Annotated in this window: 22 protein-coding genes; 7 read left to right on the forward strand and 15 right to left on the reverse strand. The window is 67.5% G+C overall.

Annotated elements, in window-relative coordinates; genetic code table 11:
- Positions 1 to 119 precede the first annotated feature (119 nt).
- From VFV19_07115 to VFV19_07140, 6 genes are all read left to right on the forward strand, one after another.
- The gene (locus VFV19_07115; protein ID HEX4824066.1) at positions 120 to 665 is read left to right on the forward strand and encodes a sigma-70 family RNA polymerase sigma factor; all 546 of its coding nucleotides are present in this window, start codon (positions 120 to 122) and stop codon (positions 663 to 665) included.
- The gene (locus tag VFV19_07120; protein ID HEX4824067.1) at positions 662 to 982 is read left to right on the forward strand and encodes a hypothetical protein; all 321 of its coding nucleotides are present in this window, start codon (positions 662 to 664) and stop codon (positions 980 to 982) included. The genes VFV19_07115 and VFV19_07120 overlap by 4 nt, the downstream gene beginning before the upstream one ends.
- Before the next feature lie 70 nt (positions 983 to 1052).
- On the forward strand, positions 1053 to 1946 hold the full coding sequence (locus VFV19_07125) for an alpha/beta fold hydrolase (protein HEX4824068.1): 894 nt from the start codon (positions 1053 to 1055) through the stop codon (positions 1944 to 1946).
- A 16-nt stretch (positions 1947 to 1962) separates the two neighbouring features.
- A complete protein-coding gene (locus tag VFV19_07130) occupies positions 1963 to 2583 on the forward strand; it encodes a nucleotidyltransferase family protein (protein ID HEX4824069.1) in 621 nt (206 codons plus the stop codon).
- Between the two features lie 123 nt (positions 2584 to 2706).
- Entirely contained in the window at positions 2707 to 3483 is a 777-nt protein-coding gene (locus VFV19_07135) for a hypothetical protein (protein HEX4824070.1), read from the forward strand.
- A gap of 17 nt (positions 3484 to 3500) precedes the next feature.
- Complete coding sequence (locus VFV19_07140; GenBank protein HEX4824071.1) at positions 3501 to 4421, forward strand: protein phosphatase 2C domain-containing protein; 921 nt, start codon at positions 3501 to 3503, stop codon at positions 4419 to 4421.
- Here the strand turns inward: VFV19_07140 and VFV19_07145 are convergent.
- The 15 genes from VFV19_07145 to VFV19_07215 form a co-directional block, all read right to left on the reverse strand.
- Complete coding sequence (locus tag VFV19_07145) at positions 4418 to 4744, reverse strand: antibiotic biosynthesis monooxygenase family protein (GenBank protein ID HEX4824072.1); 327 nt, start codon at positions 4742 to 4744, stop codon at positions 4418 to 4420. The genes VFV19_07140 and VFV19_07145 overlap by 4 nt on opposite strands.
- Before the next feature lie 77 nt (positions 4745 to 4821).
- Positions 4822 to 5691, reverse strand: coding sequence for an alpha/beta hydrolase (locus tag VFV19_07150; GenBank protein ID HEX4824073.1), 870 nt, complete (start codon positions 5689 to 5691; stop codon positions 4822 to 4824).
- On the reverse strand, positions 5688 to 6761 hold the full coding sequence (locus tag VFV19_07155; GenBank protein ID HEX4824074.1) for a hypothetical protein: 1074 nt from the start codon (positions 6759 to 6761) through the stop codon (positions 5688 to 5690). Before VFV19_07155 ends, VFV19_07150 begins: the two co-directional genes overlap by 4 nt.
- Before the next feature lie 23 nt (positions 6762 to 6784).
- Positions 6785 to 7468 carry a class I SAM-dependent methyltransferase gene (locus VFV19_07160; protein ID HEX4824075.1) on the reverse strand — a complete coding sequence of 228 codons (684 nt, stop codon included), beginning with the start codon at positions 7466 to 7468 and terminating at the stop codon, positions 6785 to 6787.
- A gap of 101 nt (positions 7469 to 7569) precedes the next feature.
- Positions 7570 to 7980: a hypothetical protein gene (locus VFV19_07165; protein ID HEX4824076.1), complete on the reverse strand. Its 411-nt coding sequence runs from the start codon at positions 7978 to 7980 to the stop codon at positions 7570 to 7572.
- Positions 7977 to 8927, reverse strand: coding sequence for an alpha/beta hydrolase (locus VFV19_07170; protein HEX4824077.1), 951 nt, complete (start codon positions 8925 to 8927; stop codon positions 7977 to 7979). Before VFV19_07170 ends, VFV19_07165 begins: the two co-directional genes overlap by 4 nt.
- Complete coding sequence (locus VFV19_07175; protein ID HEX4824078.1) at positions 8924 to 9307, reverse strand: VOC family protein; 384 nt, start codon at positions 9305 to 9307, stop codon at positions 8924 to 8926. Before VFV19_07175 ends, VFV19_07170 begins: the two co-directional genes overlap by 4 nt.
- Before the next feature lie 12 nt (positions 9308 to 9319).
- Positions 9320 to 10078 (reverse strand): hypothetical protein, encoded by a 759-nt coding sequence (locus VFV19_07180; protein HEX4824079.1) that lies wholly within the window; start codon positions 10076 to 10078, stop codon positions 9320 to 9322.
- Positions 10075 to 10416: a hypothetical protein gene (locus tag VFV19_07185; protein ID HEX4824080.1), complete on the reverse strand. Its 342-nt coding sequence runs from the start codon at positions 10414 to 10416 to the stop codon at positions 10075 to 10077. Before VFV19_07185 ends, VFV19_07180 begins: the two co-directional genes overlap by 4 nt.
- Before the next feature lie 111 nt (positions 10417 to 10527).
- Positions 10528 to 10941: a hypothetical protein gene (locus VFV19_07190; protein ID HEX4824081.1), complete on the reverse strand. Its 414-nt coding sequence runs from the start codon at positions 10939 to 10941 to the stop codon at positions 10528 to 10530.
- 82 nt (positions 10942 to 11023) lie between these two features.
- Entirely contained in the window at positions 11024 to 11527 is a 504-nt protein-coding gene (locus VFV19_07195) for a hypothetical protein (protein ID HEX4824082.1), read from the reverse strand.
- A 56-nt stretch (positions 11528 to 11583) separates the two neighbouring features.
- Positions 11584 to 12153 (reverse strand): YdeI/OmpD-associated family protein, encoded by a 570-nt coding sequence (locus VFV19_07200; protein HEX4824083.1) that lies wholly within the window; start codon positions 12151 to 12153, stop codon positions 11584 to 11586.
- On the reverse strand, positions 12150 to 12683 hold the full coding sequence (locus VFV19_07205) for a hypothetical protein (GenBank protein ID HEX4824084.1): 534 nt from the start codon (positions 12681 to 12683) through the stop codon (positions 12150 to 12152). The genes VFV19_07200 and VFV19_07205 overlap by 4 nt, the downstream gene beginning before the upstream one ends.
- 13 nt (positions 12684 to 12696) lie before the next feature.
- A complete protein-coding gene (locus VFV19_07210; protein ID HEX4824085.1) occupies positions 12697 to 14271 on the reverse strand; it encodes a hypothetical protein in 1575 nt (524 codons plus the stop codon).
- Positions 14272 to 14367: 96 nt separating this feature from the next.
- Entirely contained in the window at positions 14368 to 15939 is a 1572-nt protein-coding gene (locus VFV19_07215) for a hypothetical protein (protein HEX4824086.1), read from the reverse strand.
- A 123-nt stretch (positions 15940 to 16062) separates the two neighbouring features.
- Between VFV19_07215 and VFV19_07220 the strand changes: the two genes are divergently transcribed.
- Complete coding sequence (locus VFV19_07220) at positions 16063 to 18243, forward strand: M3 family metallopeptidase (GenBank protein ID HEX4824087.1); 2181 nt, start codon at positions 16063 to 16065, stop codon at positions 18241 to 18243.
- Positions 18244 to 18250 lie beyond the last annotated feature (7 nt).

The following is an 18250-nucleotide window of genomic DNA, read 5'->3' on the forward strand; positions in this document are numbered from 1 at the left end:
TCGCCGCTGACGGTGAGACGCCGCCGGGTGCCGTACGGTTGCTTTTTTTGGCGTCGAAAGAAAACGCAACCGCGGAGCATGCCGGGACGTCCAACTCCGCGAGAGGGTGGGCCCGGAGCGTGGCCGATGAGGACGATCGTGACGCCGTGTCCCGCGTGCTCGCGGGAGAAGCCGGAGCGTTCGACGGCATCGTCCGCCAATGGCAGGGGCCGCTCGTGAGCCTCGCCTACCGCTTCACGCGCGATCGAGGCCGGGCCGAGGATCTGGCGCAGGAGGCGTTCCTCCGCGCCTACCGCGCCCTCGACCGCTACCGCGGCGACGCGAGGTTCTCGACTTGGCTCTTCGCGCTGGCGGTGAACCTCTACCGGTCGGAGATTCGGCGCGTCCCGCCGCCGACGGTCTCGCTCGACGACGTCCGTGAGCCGGCAGCCCCCGCCGCGGACGATGACGACAAGACCATCCATGCGGCGCTCCACGCGCTGCCACCGAAGTACCGCGACGTGCTTCTTCTCTACTACTTCCACGAGATGGACGTCGCGAGTGCGGCGCGGAGCCTCGATCTTCCCGAAGGAACGGTGAAGGCCCGGCTCGCGCGCGGACGCGAGCTCCTCCGCCGCAAGCTCGACGCGCTCTCGCATGCGCCGCGCCTCGAGGAGGCCCGATGAAGCCCGAAGAGATCGACCGCATTCTCGCGGAGAAGGACGATCTGGTCCCGTCCTCGGGATTCACCGACGCGGTGATGGACGCCGTGCGCCGCGAGGCGGCGACCCCTCCGCCGATCCCGTTCCCGTGGAAGCGTGCGTGGCCGGTCGTCGTCGCGGGCGCGGCGGCGCTCGCCCTCGTTCCCGCCGTCGTCGTGATCGAAGCGGCGGCACCGTCGCCTCTCCGGGTGCCTCCCGAACTCGGATGGATCGCGCTCGCCGCGGCCGTCACCCTCGTCTCGATCGGCTTCTCCTGGCGCGCTGCTAAACTCCGGGGGTGATCGGCACCCGGGTGGGGGTCTACGAAGTCGCCGACGACGAGTCCGACATTTGGATGGCGACGCTCGGGGAATGAGCCGGATCGTCAGTAAGCGCTTCCTTCTGGCGTTGCTGCTCGCGGGCGTCGCGGCCGCGGCCGGCGTCGTCCTCATCGAAGGCAACACTCTCGCCGGCCCGTCCCAGCGCGAGATCGGCTCCGCTCCGCCGAGCCTCCATGCCGAGACCGTCTCGTTTCCGAGCAAATCCGGCGCGACGCTGAAGGGCTGGCTTGCGCCCGGCACTCCGGGCAAGGGTGCCGTCCTCCTCATGCACGGAATCCACGCCGACCGGACTTCGATGCTGCCGCGCGCGCTCTTCCTCTCGAAGGCCGGCTACGGCGTGCTCCTCTTCGACTTCCAGGCCAACGGCGAGAGCATCGGTGCGCGCCAGACGTTCGGTCATCTCGAGAGCCTCGATGCGCGCTCGGCCCTGGAGTACTTGCGATCGAGGCTGCCGAACGAGCGCGTCGGTGTCATCGGCACCTCGCTCGGCGGGGCGGCCGCGCTCGTCGGTCCGGAGCCGCTCGACGTACAAGCGATGGTGCTCGAGGCCGTCTATCCGACGATCGAAGAAGCCACCGCCAATCGCATCGCCATCCGCTTGGGACTGACGGCGGCGCGTCTCGCGGCGCCGGTGCTCTTGAGCCAGCTCCGCTTCAGAACCGGAGCGACCGCCGACGAGCTTCGACCCATCGACCGGATCGCGAGCGTTCGCGCCCCCGTGTTCGTCATCGCCGGTGGCGCCGACCTCTACACGACCGCGGCCGAGTCCCGGCGCTTGTTCCAAGCCGCTCACGAGCCGAAGGAGTATTGGGAGCTGGCCGGCGCCGGCCATCAAGACTTCCACGCGTTCGCGCGCGCGGAGTACGAGAGACGAGTGCTCGAGTTCCTGCAGCGCAACCTTCGCGACGGAGCAGGCGCGCCGTAGCCTTTATACTGCTCGCATGCCGCGCGACAAGCGGACACCTTCGAGTCCCAAGAACCTCCTCGAAGCGAGCCGTTTTCTCATGAGACAGGGAGATGTCTACGACGCGCTACGCCGTCTCGCGGAGCGTCTGCGCGACGAAGGGCTGGACTACGCGGTGGTCGGAGGAATGGCGGTGGTCGAGCACGGGTCGAGACGTACCACCGAAGACATCGACATCTTGATGCGCCCCGAAACGCTCGAGGCCTTTCGCGAGCGTTGCCTCGGCCGCGGGTACTTGCCGGCGTTCGCCGGAGCGAAGCGTGCCTTCAAAGACACCGCCACCGGCGTTCGCATCGAAGTACTGGTCACGGGCGAGTATCCCGGTGACGGAAAACCCAAACCTGTTTCATTCCCGGATCCATCGAAGGTCTCGACCCAAGGTGACGATTTCAGGTTCATCAATCTCGAGACCCTCTTGAACCTCAAGCTCGCCTCCGGCATGAGCGCACCGCATCGCCTTCGCGATCTCGCCGACGTGCAAGACCTGATCGGGAGGACGCGGTTGTCGCGCGACCTCGGCGACAGCCTCGATCCCAGCGTCCGTGACGAGTACCGCCGCCTCTGGGACGCTGTGGCGGCCGGAGAGAGACAGCCCTGATTCGTCACGACGCTGGGTGCCACGTTTCCGCGGCGAGCGCGAGCGCCGAAAATTCGTCCTGGGTCTTGACTCGCCCTTTGATTTGGCGAGACCATCCCGGATTCTCGGTGGGGGTCGGGTTCCATGGTCATTCTGGGGGATCCAGCGCGCTTCGTCTCGTTCCTCGTCGCCGCGCTGATGCTCACGCTTCTCGCCGGCCTGATCTGGCGACAGCTCGCCCGGCGGAAGACGCCGCCCCGGGACCCGGTGAGGCTTCACCGCTGGTTCCGCGGCTACCACTACGACTGGGCGACGGGGACCGTGGTCGACGTGTCCCACATCAGCCACCGCCAGCGCGAGCTCGCGATCGTTGGTAACACCGGCCAGGGCATCGCGCTGAGCCGCGCCTATGCCGGCGACGTGATCACCGTCGTCGAGGAGGTCACGCTGCTCTTCGACGGCGGTCAGCACGACATCAGGGTCTCGTTCACCGACGACGAACACGACGCGACGACGTTGCCGGTGTTCCAGGGGTGCGAAGGGCATCGCGTCACGGCGCTCTGGCGGCGGCACAAGGACGCCGCCCACGGCGAGTACGTGGTCTTCCGCGACTGGACGACCGGCCGGAATCTCGATCATCCGGCCGCATCGCCGTACATCCATCATTCGGATGCGCCGATCTTCTCCGTCGTGCCGGTGGTCGTCCTCGGCTGGATCGTGGGCGTGTGGACGAACCTGCCGTTCGCCCACGGCATCGTCCGCGATGTCCTCTTTGCGGCGGCGTTCGGTCTTCTCTGGTTCGCGATCCAGTTCCTGATCGGCACGATCGACCGCGGCCGCTCGGTCGAGCAGCTCTCCCGGGCGCTCCATGTCATCGGCGCCAGGGACGCAGCGCCCGAGAACCCCAACGCCGCCCCGTGACGTGGTAGTCTCGGCTCATGTCCGACCCGTCCGATCAGGACACGATTCCGCCGCCGCTCCGGTCGACCGCGCTCGGGCACGACGAGGTCTGGCCGCCGAAGCCGCTCGACATCGTGCAGGTCGACGCGTTCGGGATAACCGACCAGGGTAAGGTTCGCCAGGACAACCAGGACCACTTCTACCTCGGTCAGATCGGGCGCTTTTCGCGTGTTCTCGCCACCTCGCTCCCGCCGGGAGAGCTGCCCGAGCGGATGGAGCAGGCGAACCACGTGGCCGTCGTCGCCGACGGGATGGGCGGTCACAAGGGGGGCGAGGTCGCGAGCCGCACTGCGATCATCGTCTTCTTCCACCTCCTCTTCGACACGACCGATTGGGTCCTCCGCGTCGACGACAAGAGCGCGCAGCGCATCCTCGACCGCGCCGGCCAGCGCTACCGGAGCCTCGACGAGCTGCTCGACGAACGCGCCCGCATCGATCCCAACCTCCAGGGGATGGGAACGACGATGACGCTGACCTACAGCATCGGCTACGACCTCTTCCTCGCGCACTGCGGCGACTCGCGTGCTTACCTGTGCCGCAGCGGCAGGCTCGAGCAGCTCACGCGCGACCACACGCGCGTCCAGGAGATGGTCGATCTCGGCGTCATGTCGCGCGAGGAGGCGGCGACGCACAAGCTGCGGAACGTGCTGACGAACGTGCTCGGCGGCGGCGTCCCGCTGACGGACGTCGATCTCCACCGCGTGAAGCTCGCCCCCGGCGACGCCGTCCTCCTGTGCTCAGACGGCCTCTACGACGTCGTCAAGGACGAGGAGATCGCCTCGATTCTCTCGACCGTGCACTCCGCGCAGGCCGCGTGCCGCGCGCTGATCGACCTCGCCCTCGACCGCAACGCGCCCGACAACGTCACCGTCGTCGTGTCGAGGTACGCGGCGCGCTAACGGTTCGCGTCGACCTGCCTGTACTCGATGAACTCCACCGGCTGCACGCAGTTGGGATAGAGAATGCCGGCGAACTTCTTCACGGCAGCGGATTCGCCGTGCACGCGGTTCGCCTCTTCGTCACGCCACACGAAGAGGTGGACGAAGCGCGTCGGATGCTCGGTCTCCTGCCATACCTCGTAGCGCAGCGCGCCGGGCTCGTTCGCGCGCACGTAGGCCACGAACTCGTGAATCGCCGCGAGGCATTCATCGAGCGCCTCGGGACGCACCTCGTAGCGGGCCAGCTCGTGGATCTCGCCGGGGTTGCCTCGGATGGTGGTCATGGGGCGAGTATGACGGAAGATCAGGCCTGCTTGCTCCGGTAAATGACCCAGATCGCGAGCGAGGCAAGGTGGCGCGGTTACGGCATCGACGGGCGCTTGCGCACGAAGTCGCGGACGATCTTCATCGTGCGGTCGCCGGGCTCGGAGAACTTTCGGATCGCAGTCATGTGCGTCAGGCCGGGAAGGACGCGGTACTCCGCGCCGTTGCCGAGGGCGCGCGTGTCGTCGACGAACTTCTTGTTCGTCATCAGAACCGGCGGCTGCTCCTGCTCGGCCTCCGCGATCAGAAAGAGATACGGCGGAAGACCGGCGTGGAGATGGCGGATCGGCCAGTGATCGAGGTAGGCATCGAGGCTCCCGAACATCGCGTTGTCGGGGTCCTTCTTGAACGCCGCCTCGACACGCGGCCGGCCGTGCTGCTGGATCGCCTTGTCCAGCTCGTCGTCCCACATGATCGACCCCATGGCGATGACGCCGCCGAGCTCCTTCGCGTCGATCCTGTGCGCGCCGAGCCACCGCGCCTCGGCGGCGACGAGGGCGACGAGCATCGCGCCCGAGCTGTGGCCCATGAGGAAGATCTTGCGCGGGTCGCCGTCGCGCTCCTCGATGTGCGCCTTCACCCACGCGACCGCGGAGGCGACGTCTTCCGCGGGCGCCGGCCACGCCGCCTTCGGCGCCAACCGGTAGTTCACGCTCGTGCACCCGATCCCCTCCGCGACGAGCGCCGGGCAGACTTTCCCGTAGTCGTCGTCTTGCTTGTCGCCGCTCGACAGACTCCCGCCGTGGACGAAGACGACGGTCGCAAACGCCTTCGCCTCCGGGGTCTCGAGGTCGAGCGTTTGAAGGGGATCGTGCCCGTACGCGACGTCGCGCTCGATGTGCGTGAACGGCGCCGCATGGGCGGCGGCCGCCACGAGAGCGACGACGGCGAGCCCGGGGATCCTCACGGCACGAACGCGAGCACGAGATACGCGGCGAAGACGACGAGGTGCACGGCGCCGTGGAGCACCGTGGCCCGCCCGCTCGCCAGCGTGATCGTCGAGAGGATGAGCGTCAGGACGAGGAGGACGATCTGCGCCGCGCCGAGCCCCAGCTCGAGCCGAAGGCCGAGCCAGACAGATAGCGCCGCCACGCACGGGATCGTGAGGCCGATGGAAGCGAGCGCCGAGCCGAGCGCCAGGTTGAGGCTCGTCTGCATCCGGTTGCGCGACGCCGCCCGCACCGCCGCCGTCGATTCGGGAGAGAGGACGACGAGCGCGATGATCAGCCCGACGGCGGAGGCCGGCGCGGCGATCGCACGCACGCCTTCTTCGATGGCGGGTGAAAGCTGTTTCGCGAGGCCGACGACGGCGACGAGACACAGCAGGAGCAGGCCCATGCTCGTCGCCGCGACGCGGTTCGAAGGCGGCGTGTGCGGCTCCTCGTCGTCCGGCGTCTCGGCGAGGAAGTAGTCCCGGTGACGGACGGTCTGCGCGAACACGAAGACGGCGTAGAGGATCAACGACGAGAACCCGGCGAAGGCGAGCTGCGCCGGCGCATACGTGGGCCCCGGTGTCGTCAACGTGAAGTTGGGCAGGATCAACGTCAGCGTGACGAGCGGCGCCAGCGCAGCGAGCGCATGCCCCGCCCCTTCGACCCGGAACGGCAGCACGTGATGCTTGAGCGCGCCGACGACGAGGCAGCCCCCGACGACGCCGTTGCAGACGATCATCACCGTCGCGAAGAGGGTGTCGCGAGCCAGCGTCACGCTGCCGGGAACCTTCGACACCATGATCGATCCGATGAGCCCCAGCTCGATCACGGTGACGGCGAGCGCCAGCACGAGAGTCCCGAACGGCTCGCCCACGCGCAGCGCGACCACCTCGGCATGATGCACCCCGACGATGACCGCAGCCACGAGCCCCGCCCCGGCGAGCGCCATGAGGAACCAGCCGAGCGAGCGACCCCAGACGAGGGCGAGCGCGAGACACGCCACGAGGGGAAGAAGGACGCTCCAGTGCAGGAGTTTGAGCTTCACCGGAGCCAGTCTAGCGGAGGCGGCTACCCCGTCGTCGTGAAGAGCCACGCCACACGGCCCTCGAGAGGCGATCGGCCGTCGTAGAAGGGCCAACCCTCGGCACGGAACCACGGCTTCAAACAATGTTCCGGCGGCTCGTCCCCTCGGTAGCTCCCGTAGTGAACTTGACTGAAGAAGATCCCCCGTGCCGCGAGGCGCCCGGCGACGGCGCGAATGGCCTCGGAATCGCTGCCGTCCGGATAGAGCTGGAGCGTCCTCCGCTCGATCACGACGTCGAACGGGCCCTGACAACACTTCGCGTCGCACAAGTCGCCGGCGACGAAGCGCGCGTGGCCACCGGGGCGCGCGCCCCGCCCACCGAGGAGATGGGAGAACAGCTCGGCCGGGGGCGTCTCGTGGCTCACGGCCGCCATCGCGAACGGCGACAGATCGAGCGCCGTCACGTCGAAGCCGGCCGAAGCGAGCGCCCACGGCTCCATGGAGAGTCCGGTCCCGACGCAGAGCACCGTCCTGAAGTCATGCGACCTCATGACGTCCACGAGCTCGCCGTCGTCGCAGAAGATGTCGACGAAGCCCACGATGTCCTTGTCGATCTGCGCGCGCCAGTACTGATCCCAAGGCGCGGGGTCGGTCATCGTCTTCGGCGGCAACCAGCCGAGTTCGTCGTCGATCTTCCGGCCCAGGAGCCGGTCGATGATTCCGCGCATGAGAGCACCTCCTTGGAGAGCTCCTCTCGTTGCCGGCGATCATCGCACGGCGGCCCAACATTTTGGCGGGGAGTCACCAACAAGCTCACGGCCACGGTGCGTCAGTCGCTGTCCGGTGATGTACGCCGCTCCACCACCGCGACCACCGCGATCACTCCCACGACCCAGCCACCCACCGCGTAGGCCGCCCAGTCGGGCCATGGGATCTTCATGACGGAGGTCACGATCCATGCCGCGAGAGGCGGCGCGATGACGAGAAGAAGCGACCGGCCGACGCTCCGGCTCAGCGGAGCGGCCGCGCGCTCCGAATCGGCGATCCAGCTCTGCAAGATCTCTCGAGCGCGCGCGACCTGAGGCGCAGGAACGGCGACGCCGACCGTCAACGTCAAGCCCGATTTCTGACGGACCACGGGAGGAGGATCGTCGATGATCTCCGCCGAGATCCCCGCCGCTCGCAGGACCACGAGCGCTTGTTGCGCGAATCTCGGCTCCGCCCGATAGATCGTCGTCACGGCAACATGCCGATCGACCGCATCCAGGTCTCCGCCAGCTCCGGCCACGCGGTGATCGCCATCTTCGTCCGCCTCAAACCGAACGCGTGGCCGCCCTCGGGGAAGACGTGCAGCTCGGCGGGGACTCGGGCCTTCTGGAGCGCGGCGTAATAGAAGAGCGAGTTCCGGATGTCGTCGACGTCGTCGTTCTCCGCCTGCACGATGAAGGTCGGGGGCGTGTTCTTGGTGACGCGGATGTCGCGGTTGAGCGCTCCGCCCTGCGATTTCTCGAGCCAGTCGAGCCACAGATGCCCGGGATAGAGAGCCACTGCGAAGTCGGGGCGGCAGCTCTCCTTGTCCGCCGCATCGACGGCCGGATACACGCGCTTCTCGTAGCGGGTACTGATCGCCGCGACGAGGTGCCCGCCCGCGGAGAAGCCGAGGACGCCGATCTTGTGCGGATCGATGTGCCACTCCGCGGCGTGGAGGCGCACGAGGCCGAGCGCGCGCTGCGCATCTTCGAGCGCCATCGATGTGCCCGTGTCGGTGAACACGCCACGCGACTGGCTCCACTTGTCGCCGCCGTGGGGCACACGGTACTTGAGGACGAGGCAGGCGATCCCCCTCGCGTTCAGCCAGTCGCAGACCTCGGTCCCCTCGAGGTCGATCGCGAGGATGCGATAACCGCCGCCGGGGAAGACGACGACCGCCGCCCCGTTTGCGTCCGTCTTCGGCGCGTACAACGTGAGGGTCGGCTGGGACACGTTCGTCACGTAGGTCCAAGGCTTTCCGGCGACGAGCGACCCGACGACCGGCGCCGCCGTCTCGGGATCGGAAGGCGTATGCGTCCCCGGCGGCTTGCCGGGCCAGAGCGCAATCTGCTCGTGCCCTGCCGCCGGCTGCCACGGCACCGGCGGCGCACCGGTGGCGGCCCACAGTCCGGCCGACAACATGAACGTGGCGATCACGCGGAGAGCGGGCGCTCGTGCATGAGCGCGAGATGGTTGCCGTCGGGATCGGTGAACTCAGCGAGCCACAGCTCGAACGTAGGCGCGCGATGGACGACGTGCGGATCAGCAATGAACGTCACGCCCTTCACCTTCAGCTCCGCAGCGAGGCCCTCGATCTCGTCGACCTTGAAGTAGATCGTCGCGCCGCGCTGCGCGGTGTGGCCTTGAGGCAGCACGCCGACGAGCAGGCGCACCGGGCCGCACATGAAGAACGCCATCTGCGGTGGCGCCACGAACAGGAATGGGAGGCCGAGCACGTCGCGATAGAAGCCGACGGCTCGATCGAGGTCATCGACGGGAATCATGAGCTGACCGATCGTGGCGTTCGCGAGGTTCATACGGGTCCTTGCTCAGGAACCGGCTTTCGGACGGAGGTACCTGTTGGGAACGTTCGGAAGCGGCGGCACCGTTCGGCCCGCCGCTTCGAGCAACGCGCGGACGTTGTCGTAGATCTGCCGCTCGTCGCGATGGACCTGCGGCATCAGGCCGTGCTGTGCGTAGGAGACCGGCGTCACGTCGAAGAACGTCGTTTCCCACTCGAAGCCTCTACCCCACGTGATCCCGGCGAGGCGCACGTCGGCGCGCGCGCCGGCGTCGAGCAGCATCCGCATGAGCGGCGCCGACCGGTTCGCGTTCGAGCTCACGGTGTGGAAGAGCGGCGTGTGGCCGCCCAGCCCGTGCTCATCGACCGCCGCCCGCGCGTCGACCTCGGCGCCGGCTTCGAGCAGCGCCTGCGCCGCACGCACGTTCCCGTACTCGGCCGCGACGTGCAGGAGCGACGCGCTGTCAAGTGGCGTGAACGTGCAGGCCATCGTCGTTCGATGCCAGATCAACGACGGGTCGCGTCGAAGCGCCGCCGCCAGCCCATCCGCATCGTCGAGAAGCACCTCGCGCAGGTGCGGATCGTCGAGGCGCCCGCCGCGATCGAGGAGGAGAGCCAGACATTCGGGGAAACGATCGGACCGGAAGTACATCTCGACGAGGTGCGTGATCGCCGACTTTCCGTGGATCGGCGTCGCGACGTCGAACCCGCCGTCCAAGACCCGGCGAATCCCCTCGACGGAATGCGTCTCGAAGGCGCCGAGCAGGTCGAACTCCAGAGTCGTCACGTCGAGAAACGGTACCACCGACGCAAGCGCGCCGAGCGAAAGACGAGCGCCGACGCCAGCGTCACGACCGACACGGCGCCGAGAATGATGACGAGCCTGACGAACGGCTCCCCCGCCTCCGACCTTCTCCGCGCCAGCTCTACCGTCGTTCGCACCCACTCGACGGTTCCGAGCACGAGAGCGGCTTGGACGACGCGCACCGCCCACCGCCGCCTGACCGCCAGCAACCCGATCAAGACCAGGACCGCCGCGACCAGCCCGAACCGGCCGGCGCGATAGAAATGCGCGCCCAGAACGAGCAAGCTCAGGACGACGGGGGTGAGCTGGAGAACGATCAAGGTCGCATTCCGTCCTGCCTCGCGAGGTGACTAGACCAAGAACGCAAGCCGAACGCTCAAGCAGAAGATCAGGCAGACCAGCCGCCAGAACATCTCAGATCCCACCGGACTCTAACTCGGATCGGACCAACGGTCGTCCGGCTCGTCGTACCTCCGGTTGATCTCTTCTGTCGCCGCTTCGCGGCGAGCGGCGCGGTAGCGCAACGTGACCTTCCAGAGGATCGCGCCATAGAGAAAAAGGAGGGGCCCCGAGGTCACGAGGCTGCGGGCGCCTGTCGAGATCGCGAGCAGGACAAAGATGACGAATGTCGGACCGAAGAGCAGCCACATGCCGACGACCACGATGCCGGATGGGCTGTGCGCGCCGCGTCGGAGCATCTCGCCTTGCGCGCGGATGATCGACAGGTGATCGAAGCTCGACGACGGGGCGAGGGACGCGCCGCACTCGGGGCATTGCTCGGTGTCGGACTCGTGAAGCGGGAAGAAGCACGTCGGGCAGACGAGCGAGCGCTCCGAGTCGGTCATCGCGCCGTCGGAAGCGCGACCCGGCTCAATCCGCGGGTGCCTCGCCTACGGCGCTCGGGATGTCGCCTCGCGATGCCTCGATTCATCCTTGTCGCCCGCGGATGACGTGCTCGGCGAGGCTGCCGGGCGGGACGGTCGACACATCGTACGAGGGAAACGTGACGGACGGCTTGTCGAGCAAGAACCCGTCGATGAGAGCGCGTACGAGGCGTCGCTCGTAGACCCAATCGTCCGCACCGTACTGCTCGGGGTCGCCGTTGACCCACGACTCGGCGACGAAGACGCCGTCTCCGTGCTTTCGGTGAGCCAGGCGCAGCCCGAAGATGAAGAATCGGGTCCAGCTCCGATGGAAACGCAGCCACCCGTCTTCGAAATAGATGAACCACTTGTCTTCCATGCCTCGGGGCACGAAAGCGCGAAGGAGCTGCTCTGTCTCCGCGGGCGTGAACGTCGCGTTGAAGCCGAGCGGGATGCGGCGCACGGGCGGCGGGAACAGCTTGACCCATTCGACGATCTCGGCGATCTCGGGGTTGTAAGGCGCCGTGAGACTCGCCTTGCGGCGTTGCCGATTCGATTCGGTGCGCATGCGTGCCGCCCTCGCTGGCTTCGACTTTAGCGCACGCGGCGGCCGGCGCCAGTGGATCAGAACAGCCGCTTCCCCCGCTCGCTCGCGTCGATGAGGCGGGCGAGGCGCTTCTCGCGCGTCTCTTCCCGCTTGGCTGTTGTGATCCAGTGCATGATCACCTTGCGATAGCCGGGCGGCGTTCCTTCGAAATGCGTCCACGCGGCGGCGTTGCTCTTGAAGAGGCGGCGCTCCGCGACGGTCAGGACGGCCATTCCCTTCTGTTCGTACGAGTACACGACCGACTTGCGGGCGGTGCGCTTCGCGAAGGCGGCGAGGCCGGCTTCGGCCATGCGGCCTTCCTTGTCCAGCGCCTTCGCCTTCGCGATGTTGATGGCGCTCCAGATCGAGCCGGGGCGCCGCTTCGAGAAGCGGATCGTGTAGGCGTCCTTGCCGAGCGACTTCCTCACACCGTCGATCCAGCCGAAGCAGAGCGCTTCGTCGACCGACTCGGACCACGTCATCGAGGGTTTCCCGCTTTTGACCTTGTGGAAGCCGACGAGGAGCTCGGGGGCGTTCGCGGCGTTTCGTGCGAGCCATTTGCGGAACGCCTGCGGCGTCGCGAAGTACTTCGGCGGGGCCGCGGTCACGGTTTGTATTCGGGCGCGGACGGGCTGTACGGCTTCGACGGGTCGACGCGCTTGCCGTCGACGCGCCATTCGCCGGGCTGGATCTCGTCGATCTTGGAGAGCATCCAGCCGCCTTTGGTGCGTGTCCAGGTCTCGCGCTGGCGCGCATCCGTCTCGACGGTGCGGAGCGCGCCGATCTTGTACTGGAGGCGCATCCAGTGTTGAAGGATGCGGACGGCGGCCTTGTTGCCGCGAAGCTCGATCCCCTCGATCGTGAAGGTGACGTCGATCGTCTTGATCACCTGTTGAAACGCCGCGCGCGTGTACTCGGCCGCCTTCTCGCGGTCCCACACCTCGCCGCTCGGCAGGTGAGCCGTGTAGTCGGCGGTGCGCATCGCGATCACCTTGTCGGGGCCGCGGTTCTCGAGGTAGATCGCGCGGAGGTCGGCGTAGCGCTTCTCGATCTCCGACTTCACGCGTTCGGCGTTGGACGCCGGAGCGGCCGCGAGCATGACCGGGAGCAGGAGTGCGAATCCTCGGAGGGCGGCCATCCCTCCGATCTTATCAATGCGGCGAGATCGCGACGCCGCGGTAGGAGTAGCGGGCCGGCGCCGTGGCCAGCACGGTGGCGGTCGGAGGGTGCACGAAATCATCGATGAACTTGACGAGCTCGACCGGCGCCGAGACCGTCGTCGCGAAGATGGCGATCGTTCCGTCGGGCATCTTCGCGGCGGCGAGATCACGAATGCCTGCCGTAATCCCGCTGTTGAACGTGGCGACCTGCGTCCACGCCGTGCCGTTCCACGTCCACTTCTGGATGCCGCCGCCCATCGCGAGCCCGCGGGAATCGGCCAGATACAGGGTGTCGATACCGGCGACGTTCGGATTGAGATCGAAGAAGGCGAACCCTTCGGGCTCGGAGTTCGTGAGGGACGGGAGCCCCGTCAGCGCGCCTGCGGATTGACCGGTCGTCGTCGGGAGCCCGGAGCCGACGGTGAAGACGTTCGTCGTGGGGCTCGACGGGGAGTCTGCGTAGAGCTGTCCGCCGTAGATGCCGACGGTGCGCACGTCGGTCGGACTCGAAAGGACCTGCGTGCCGCCGGCGGCGCCGAGGGTCGCGTACCAGATGCCGCCGGACGAGCCCGTGGAAGCCCCCGATACCCAGAACGTGGTCCCGTCGTTCGAGACCGCGTCCTTCACATCGCCGGAGCTGAAGGCGGAGGTGAGCCGCGTCGTCGTGTCGATGTTGCCGCCTACGTCCACGCGGCACACGACCCGGGGGACGAACGTCGGGTTGCTCGAGGCGACCGAGGGCGAGCCAGGGTTGGCGCCGTAGCCGGCGAGGGTGAGATAGGAGTCGTCGGCCGATCGGGACAGACCGCCTTCGGCCGTCGCGGTTCCCGCCAGCGTGCACTGCTGGTTCGAGCCGCTGATGGCAGTCGGGAGCGCGACCGTGCTGAGGAGGGTGCCGTCGGTTTTTCTACGCTCGATCGCCACGGCCGTCGCCGAGGTGCTGAGCGCCCCTGAGCCGTCGCCGACGCGGACGAGGCTCACGGTCGGCATGCACACAGCGTTCTCGCACTCGCTGCCGTCACCGTTGGTGCATGTGATGCCGTCGGCGAGCGGGATGTGCCCCGGCACGCCGTTCGAGCAGGTGTCACTCGTGCAGTCGTTGCCGTCGTTGGGGACGTCGAGGTCGTCGGCGGCCTGGAAGCTGCCGCCGTTGCCGTCGCACACCGTCTGCTGGCAGTCGCCGGCCGTCTGGTCCGGAGAGTCGGTGCCGTACTGCACCGGGACGGTCGTGCAGCTGTGCGCGCTGCACGAAGCGTTGAGGCACCCGTTGCCGGTCGGCGGGCAGTCCGCGTCGAACGAGCAGGCGCCTTCATCCACGAGATAGAAAAGGATCGAGCCGCTGGCCGCGCCGTCGGTGTAGGTGGTCCCGCCCGAAAGGGCCAGGAAGTTCCCTGAGGACGCGACCCCCGACGGCAGCGCCGAGCGATACACGCCGTAGTCCGCCGTGCCCGCGGTCCAGTCCAGCTCGACGGTCGTTGGACCGATCCGCTTGGCGGTCAGGGTGACGTCGGCATGGGCCAGCGATCCGACGAGGAGCGCGCCGAGGAGAGCGAGATGGGTCCGCATGAAACCCCCACGTGCGGTCGCTTCGAATATACGAGGACGTCGGGACGACTGCGTGCTTTTCCTCCGGAAAACCCAAACCGCTGCCTAACGGCAGCATCAATGCGGCGAGAGCGCCACGCCGCGGTAGGCGGTGTTCGTCGCCGCGGTCGAGAGCAGTGTGGCCGCAGGGTTCGTGTTGACCCCGTCGTCGATGAAGCGGACGAGCTTGCCGTCGTTCGTCGTGGCGAAGAGCCAGACGGTGCCATCGGACATGCGCGTCGCGGCGAGCCCGCGGACGCCGGTCGTGATGCCGTTCGTGAAGATCGCGGCGGTCGTCCAGGTCAGGCCGTCGATGGTCGTCCACTTCTGCAGCCCTCCACCGATCGCGGGGCCGCGGTCGTCGGCGATGTAGAGGGTGTCGAGCCCGGCGACGTTGGGGTTCAGATCGAAGAACGCGAATCCATTCGGCGATCCGTTCGACCCCGGAAGGCCGACCAACTGAGCGGCGGTCTGGCCGCTCGTCGTGGGGAGGCCCGTCCCGATGGTGAAGACGCTGTCGAAGGCCCCGGACGCAGCGTCGCCGTAGAGCTGTCCGCCCCAGATTCCGAGCCACCGCGAGCTGTTCGGCGTCGCCAGGATCTGGACGCTGTTGTGGGTGCCGCGAGGGATGTACCACACACCGCCGGTGGTGCCCGTCGAGGTGCCGGAAAGGTAGATCGAAGCGCCGTTGACGCTGGCGGCGCCACGGACGTTCGAGGCGTTGAACCCGTTCGCGGTGTTGGTCGAGGTGTCGATGTTGCCGGCGCCGTCGATCATGACGGCCACCCGGTTGGTCGTCGAGGAGCTGCTCCCCGAAACGTTCGTCGCTCCCGGCATCGCGCCGTAGCACGCCATCACCAGGCACTGACCGCTCGTGCATCGCGACAGCTCGCCTTCGGTCGTCGCGGTGCCGGTGAGCGTGCAAGGCTGGTTCGAGGCCATGAACGTGGTCGGCAGAGCGATGGTGGCGAGCGAGGCGCCGTTGATCGTGAACCGGTCGATGAAGACCGCCGCGGCCGAGGTTGAAAGCGCGGTGGCGCCGTCACCGACGCGGACGACCGAGAGGGTGGGCGTGCACACGCCGGACTGGCAGGAAACGCCGTCGCCGTCGCTGCACGCCGTGCCGTCCGCCTGGGGCGGATTGCTCGGGACGCCGCCCGTGCACAGGTCGGCCGTGCAGGCGTTGCCGTCGACCGGGACGTCGGTGTTGTCGGGCTGCTGCGTGATACCGCCGTTACCGTCGCAGACGTTCGTCTCGCAGTCGCCCGCCGTCTGTGCCGGCACGGCGGTGCCGATCGGCACGTTGTTCACCCCGCAATTGCCGAAGCTGCAGACCGCCTGCGTGCACGGATTGCCGGTCGCGGGGCAATCGGCGTCGCCCGCGCAGTGCCCGTCGGTGACGAGATAAAAGAGGAGGCCGCCCGAGGCCGAGGCGTCGGTGTACGTGGCGAGGCCGGTGAACGCGATCATGTTCGCGTTGACGGCGACCGCTCCCGGCGACGCCGAACGGTAGACCTGGTAGTACGGAGACCCCGGGCTCCAGTCCAGCTCGACGGTCGACGGATCGACCCTCTTGGCGGACAGCGTCACGTCGGCATGAGCCGACGAGGCGATGAGCAGCAGAACGAGACTGGCAACCTGGACTCTCATGGTGGCTCCATCCCTTTAATCGCAAAAAGGTACGGAGACCCGCCACGCCGGGCGCACTTTTCGCGCTGACGATTTCGCAACTTGAACGGTGGCCCTGCGTACGCATGCCAGAATGAGGGCCCTATGACCAAACGACATGCCGTCACCGCCGCTCTTCTCGTCCTTCTCTCCGCATGCTCGGCCGCGCCCAAGCCCGACCCCGCGCTGGCCGCCAAGGTGTCCTCATTGAAAGCCAAGGCCGATGCCGATCCGATGCTCGCCGAATGGACCGGTCCGTTCGGCGGCGTGCCGCCGTGGGACAAGGCCAAAGCGGACCTCTTCCCGGGGGCGTTCCAGACCGGCCTCGATCTCCTGCTCGCCGAGATCGACGTCGTCGCGCAGAACCCCGAGCCGCCGACCTTCGCGAACGTGATCGTGCCGCTCGAAAACGCCGGTCGTCACGAAGACCGCGCCGAGACTCTCTTCGGCGTGCTCACGAACAACCTCAACGCTCCCGACGTGCAGAAGGTCGATCGCGAGTGGTCGCCGAAGCAGGCCGCCGCGCGCGACGCGATCGTCTTCAACGAGAAGCTCTTCCAGCGCATCGCGACGGTGTACGAAGGCCGCGCCAAGGCCGGCCTCACGCCGGAGCAGGATCGCCTGCTCACGCGGACGTACGACCAGTACGTGCGCGCCGGCGCCAAGCTCCCCGCCGAGCAGAAGAAGAAGCTCGGCGAGATCAACCAGGAGCTGGCGGTCGCCTACACCGATTTCGCCAACAAGGTCCTCGCCGACGAGAACACCTGGATCGTCCTGCAATCGAACGACCTTGCCGGGATTCCCGACTCGCTGAAGTCGGCCTACAAGGCGGCGGCGGACGAGCGCAAGCTCGCCGGGCAGTTCGCGGTCGTCAACACGCGCTCGTCGGTCGACCCGTTCTTGACCTACTCGTCGCGGCGCGATCTCAGAGAGAAGGTGTGGAAGGCGTTCAAGAACCGCGGCGACAACGGCGACGCCAACGACACGAAAGCGACCATCGCGAAGATCGTCAAGCTGCGCGCGGACCGCGCGAAGCTCCTCGGCTTCGCGTCGCACGCGCACCTGCGCATGGCCGACACGATGGCGAAGGATCCCAAGACCGCGCAGGAGCTCATGATGAAGGTGTGGCCGGCGGCGGTCGCGCGCGTCAAGGAAGAGGTCGCCGACATGCAGGCGATCGCCGGCAAGGACAGCGCCAAGATCACGATCGAGCCGTGGGACTACCTCTACTACGCCGAGAAGGTCAGGAAGGCGAAGTACGACCTGAACCAGGACGACCTCAAGCCCTACTTCGAGCTCGACAGCATGATCCACGGCGCGTTTTACATGGCGGGCGAGCTGTACGGCCTCGAGTTCGAGGAGGTCACGCCGCAGGTGCCGGTGTTCTCAACGGGCGTCCGCGTTTGGGAGGTGAAGGACCGCACGAGCGGGAAGCACGTCGGCCTCTTCTACGGCGATTACTTCGCGCGCGCGGGCAAGCGCTCGGGCGCGTGGGCCTCCCCGTACCAGGGGCACGAGACGTTCACCGGCAAGACGCTGCCGGCGATCACCTCGAACAACAACAACTTCGTGAAGGGGGCGGAAGGCGAGCCGATCCTCATCTCGCTCGACGACGCGCAGACACTCTTCCACGAGTTCGGCCACGCGATCCACGGCCTGCTCTCCGAGGTCAACTACCCCGGCCTCTCGGGGACGCCGCGCGATTTCGTCGAGTACCCCTCGCAGGTCCACGAGATGTGGGTGCTTACGCGGCCGATCCTCGACCGCTTCGCGCTGCACTACAAGACGAAGCAGCCGATGCCGCAGGCGCTCGTCGACAAGGTCGAAGCGTCGAAGAAGTTCAACACCGGCTACACGACCGTCGAGTACCTCTCCGCGGCGATCGTCGACATGGAGCTGCACACGCTGCCCGACGGCGTCGTCGATCCCGCGGCCTTCGAGCGCGACACGCTCGCGAAGATCGGGAACCCGAAGGAGGTGGCGATGCGGCACCGGCTGCCGCAGTTCAACCACCTCTTCACGAGCGACGCCTACTCGGCCGGCTACTACAGCTACCTGTGGTCCGAGGTCATGGACGCCGACACGCGCGAGGCGTTCCAGGAGGCGGGGAACGTCTTCGACAAGGCCACGGCGGAGAAGATGAAGAAGTTCATCCTGGCCCCGGGGAACACGACCGATCGCGCCGAAGCGTACCGGCAGTTCCGCGGGCGCGACCCCGAGGTGTCCGCGCTCTTCAAGAAGCGCGGCTTCCCGATGGGAGGAGCGGCGGCCAGCGGGCAGCCCTGAGGCGAGC

Source organism: Candidatus Polarisedimenticolaceae bacterium (assembly GCA_036275915.1).
Taxonomy (GTDB): domain Bacteria; phylum Acidobacteriota; class Polarisedimenticolia; order Polarisedimenticolales; family DASRJG01; genus DASRJG01.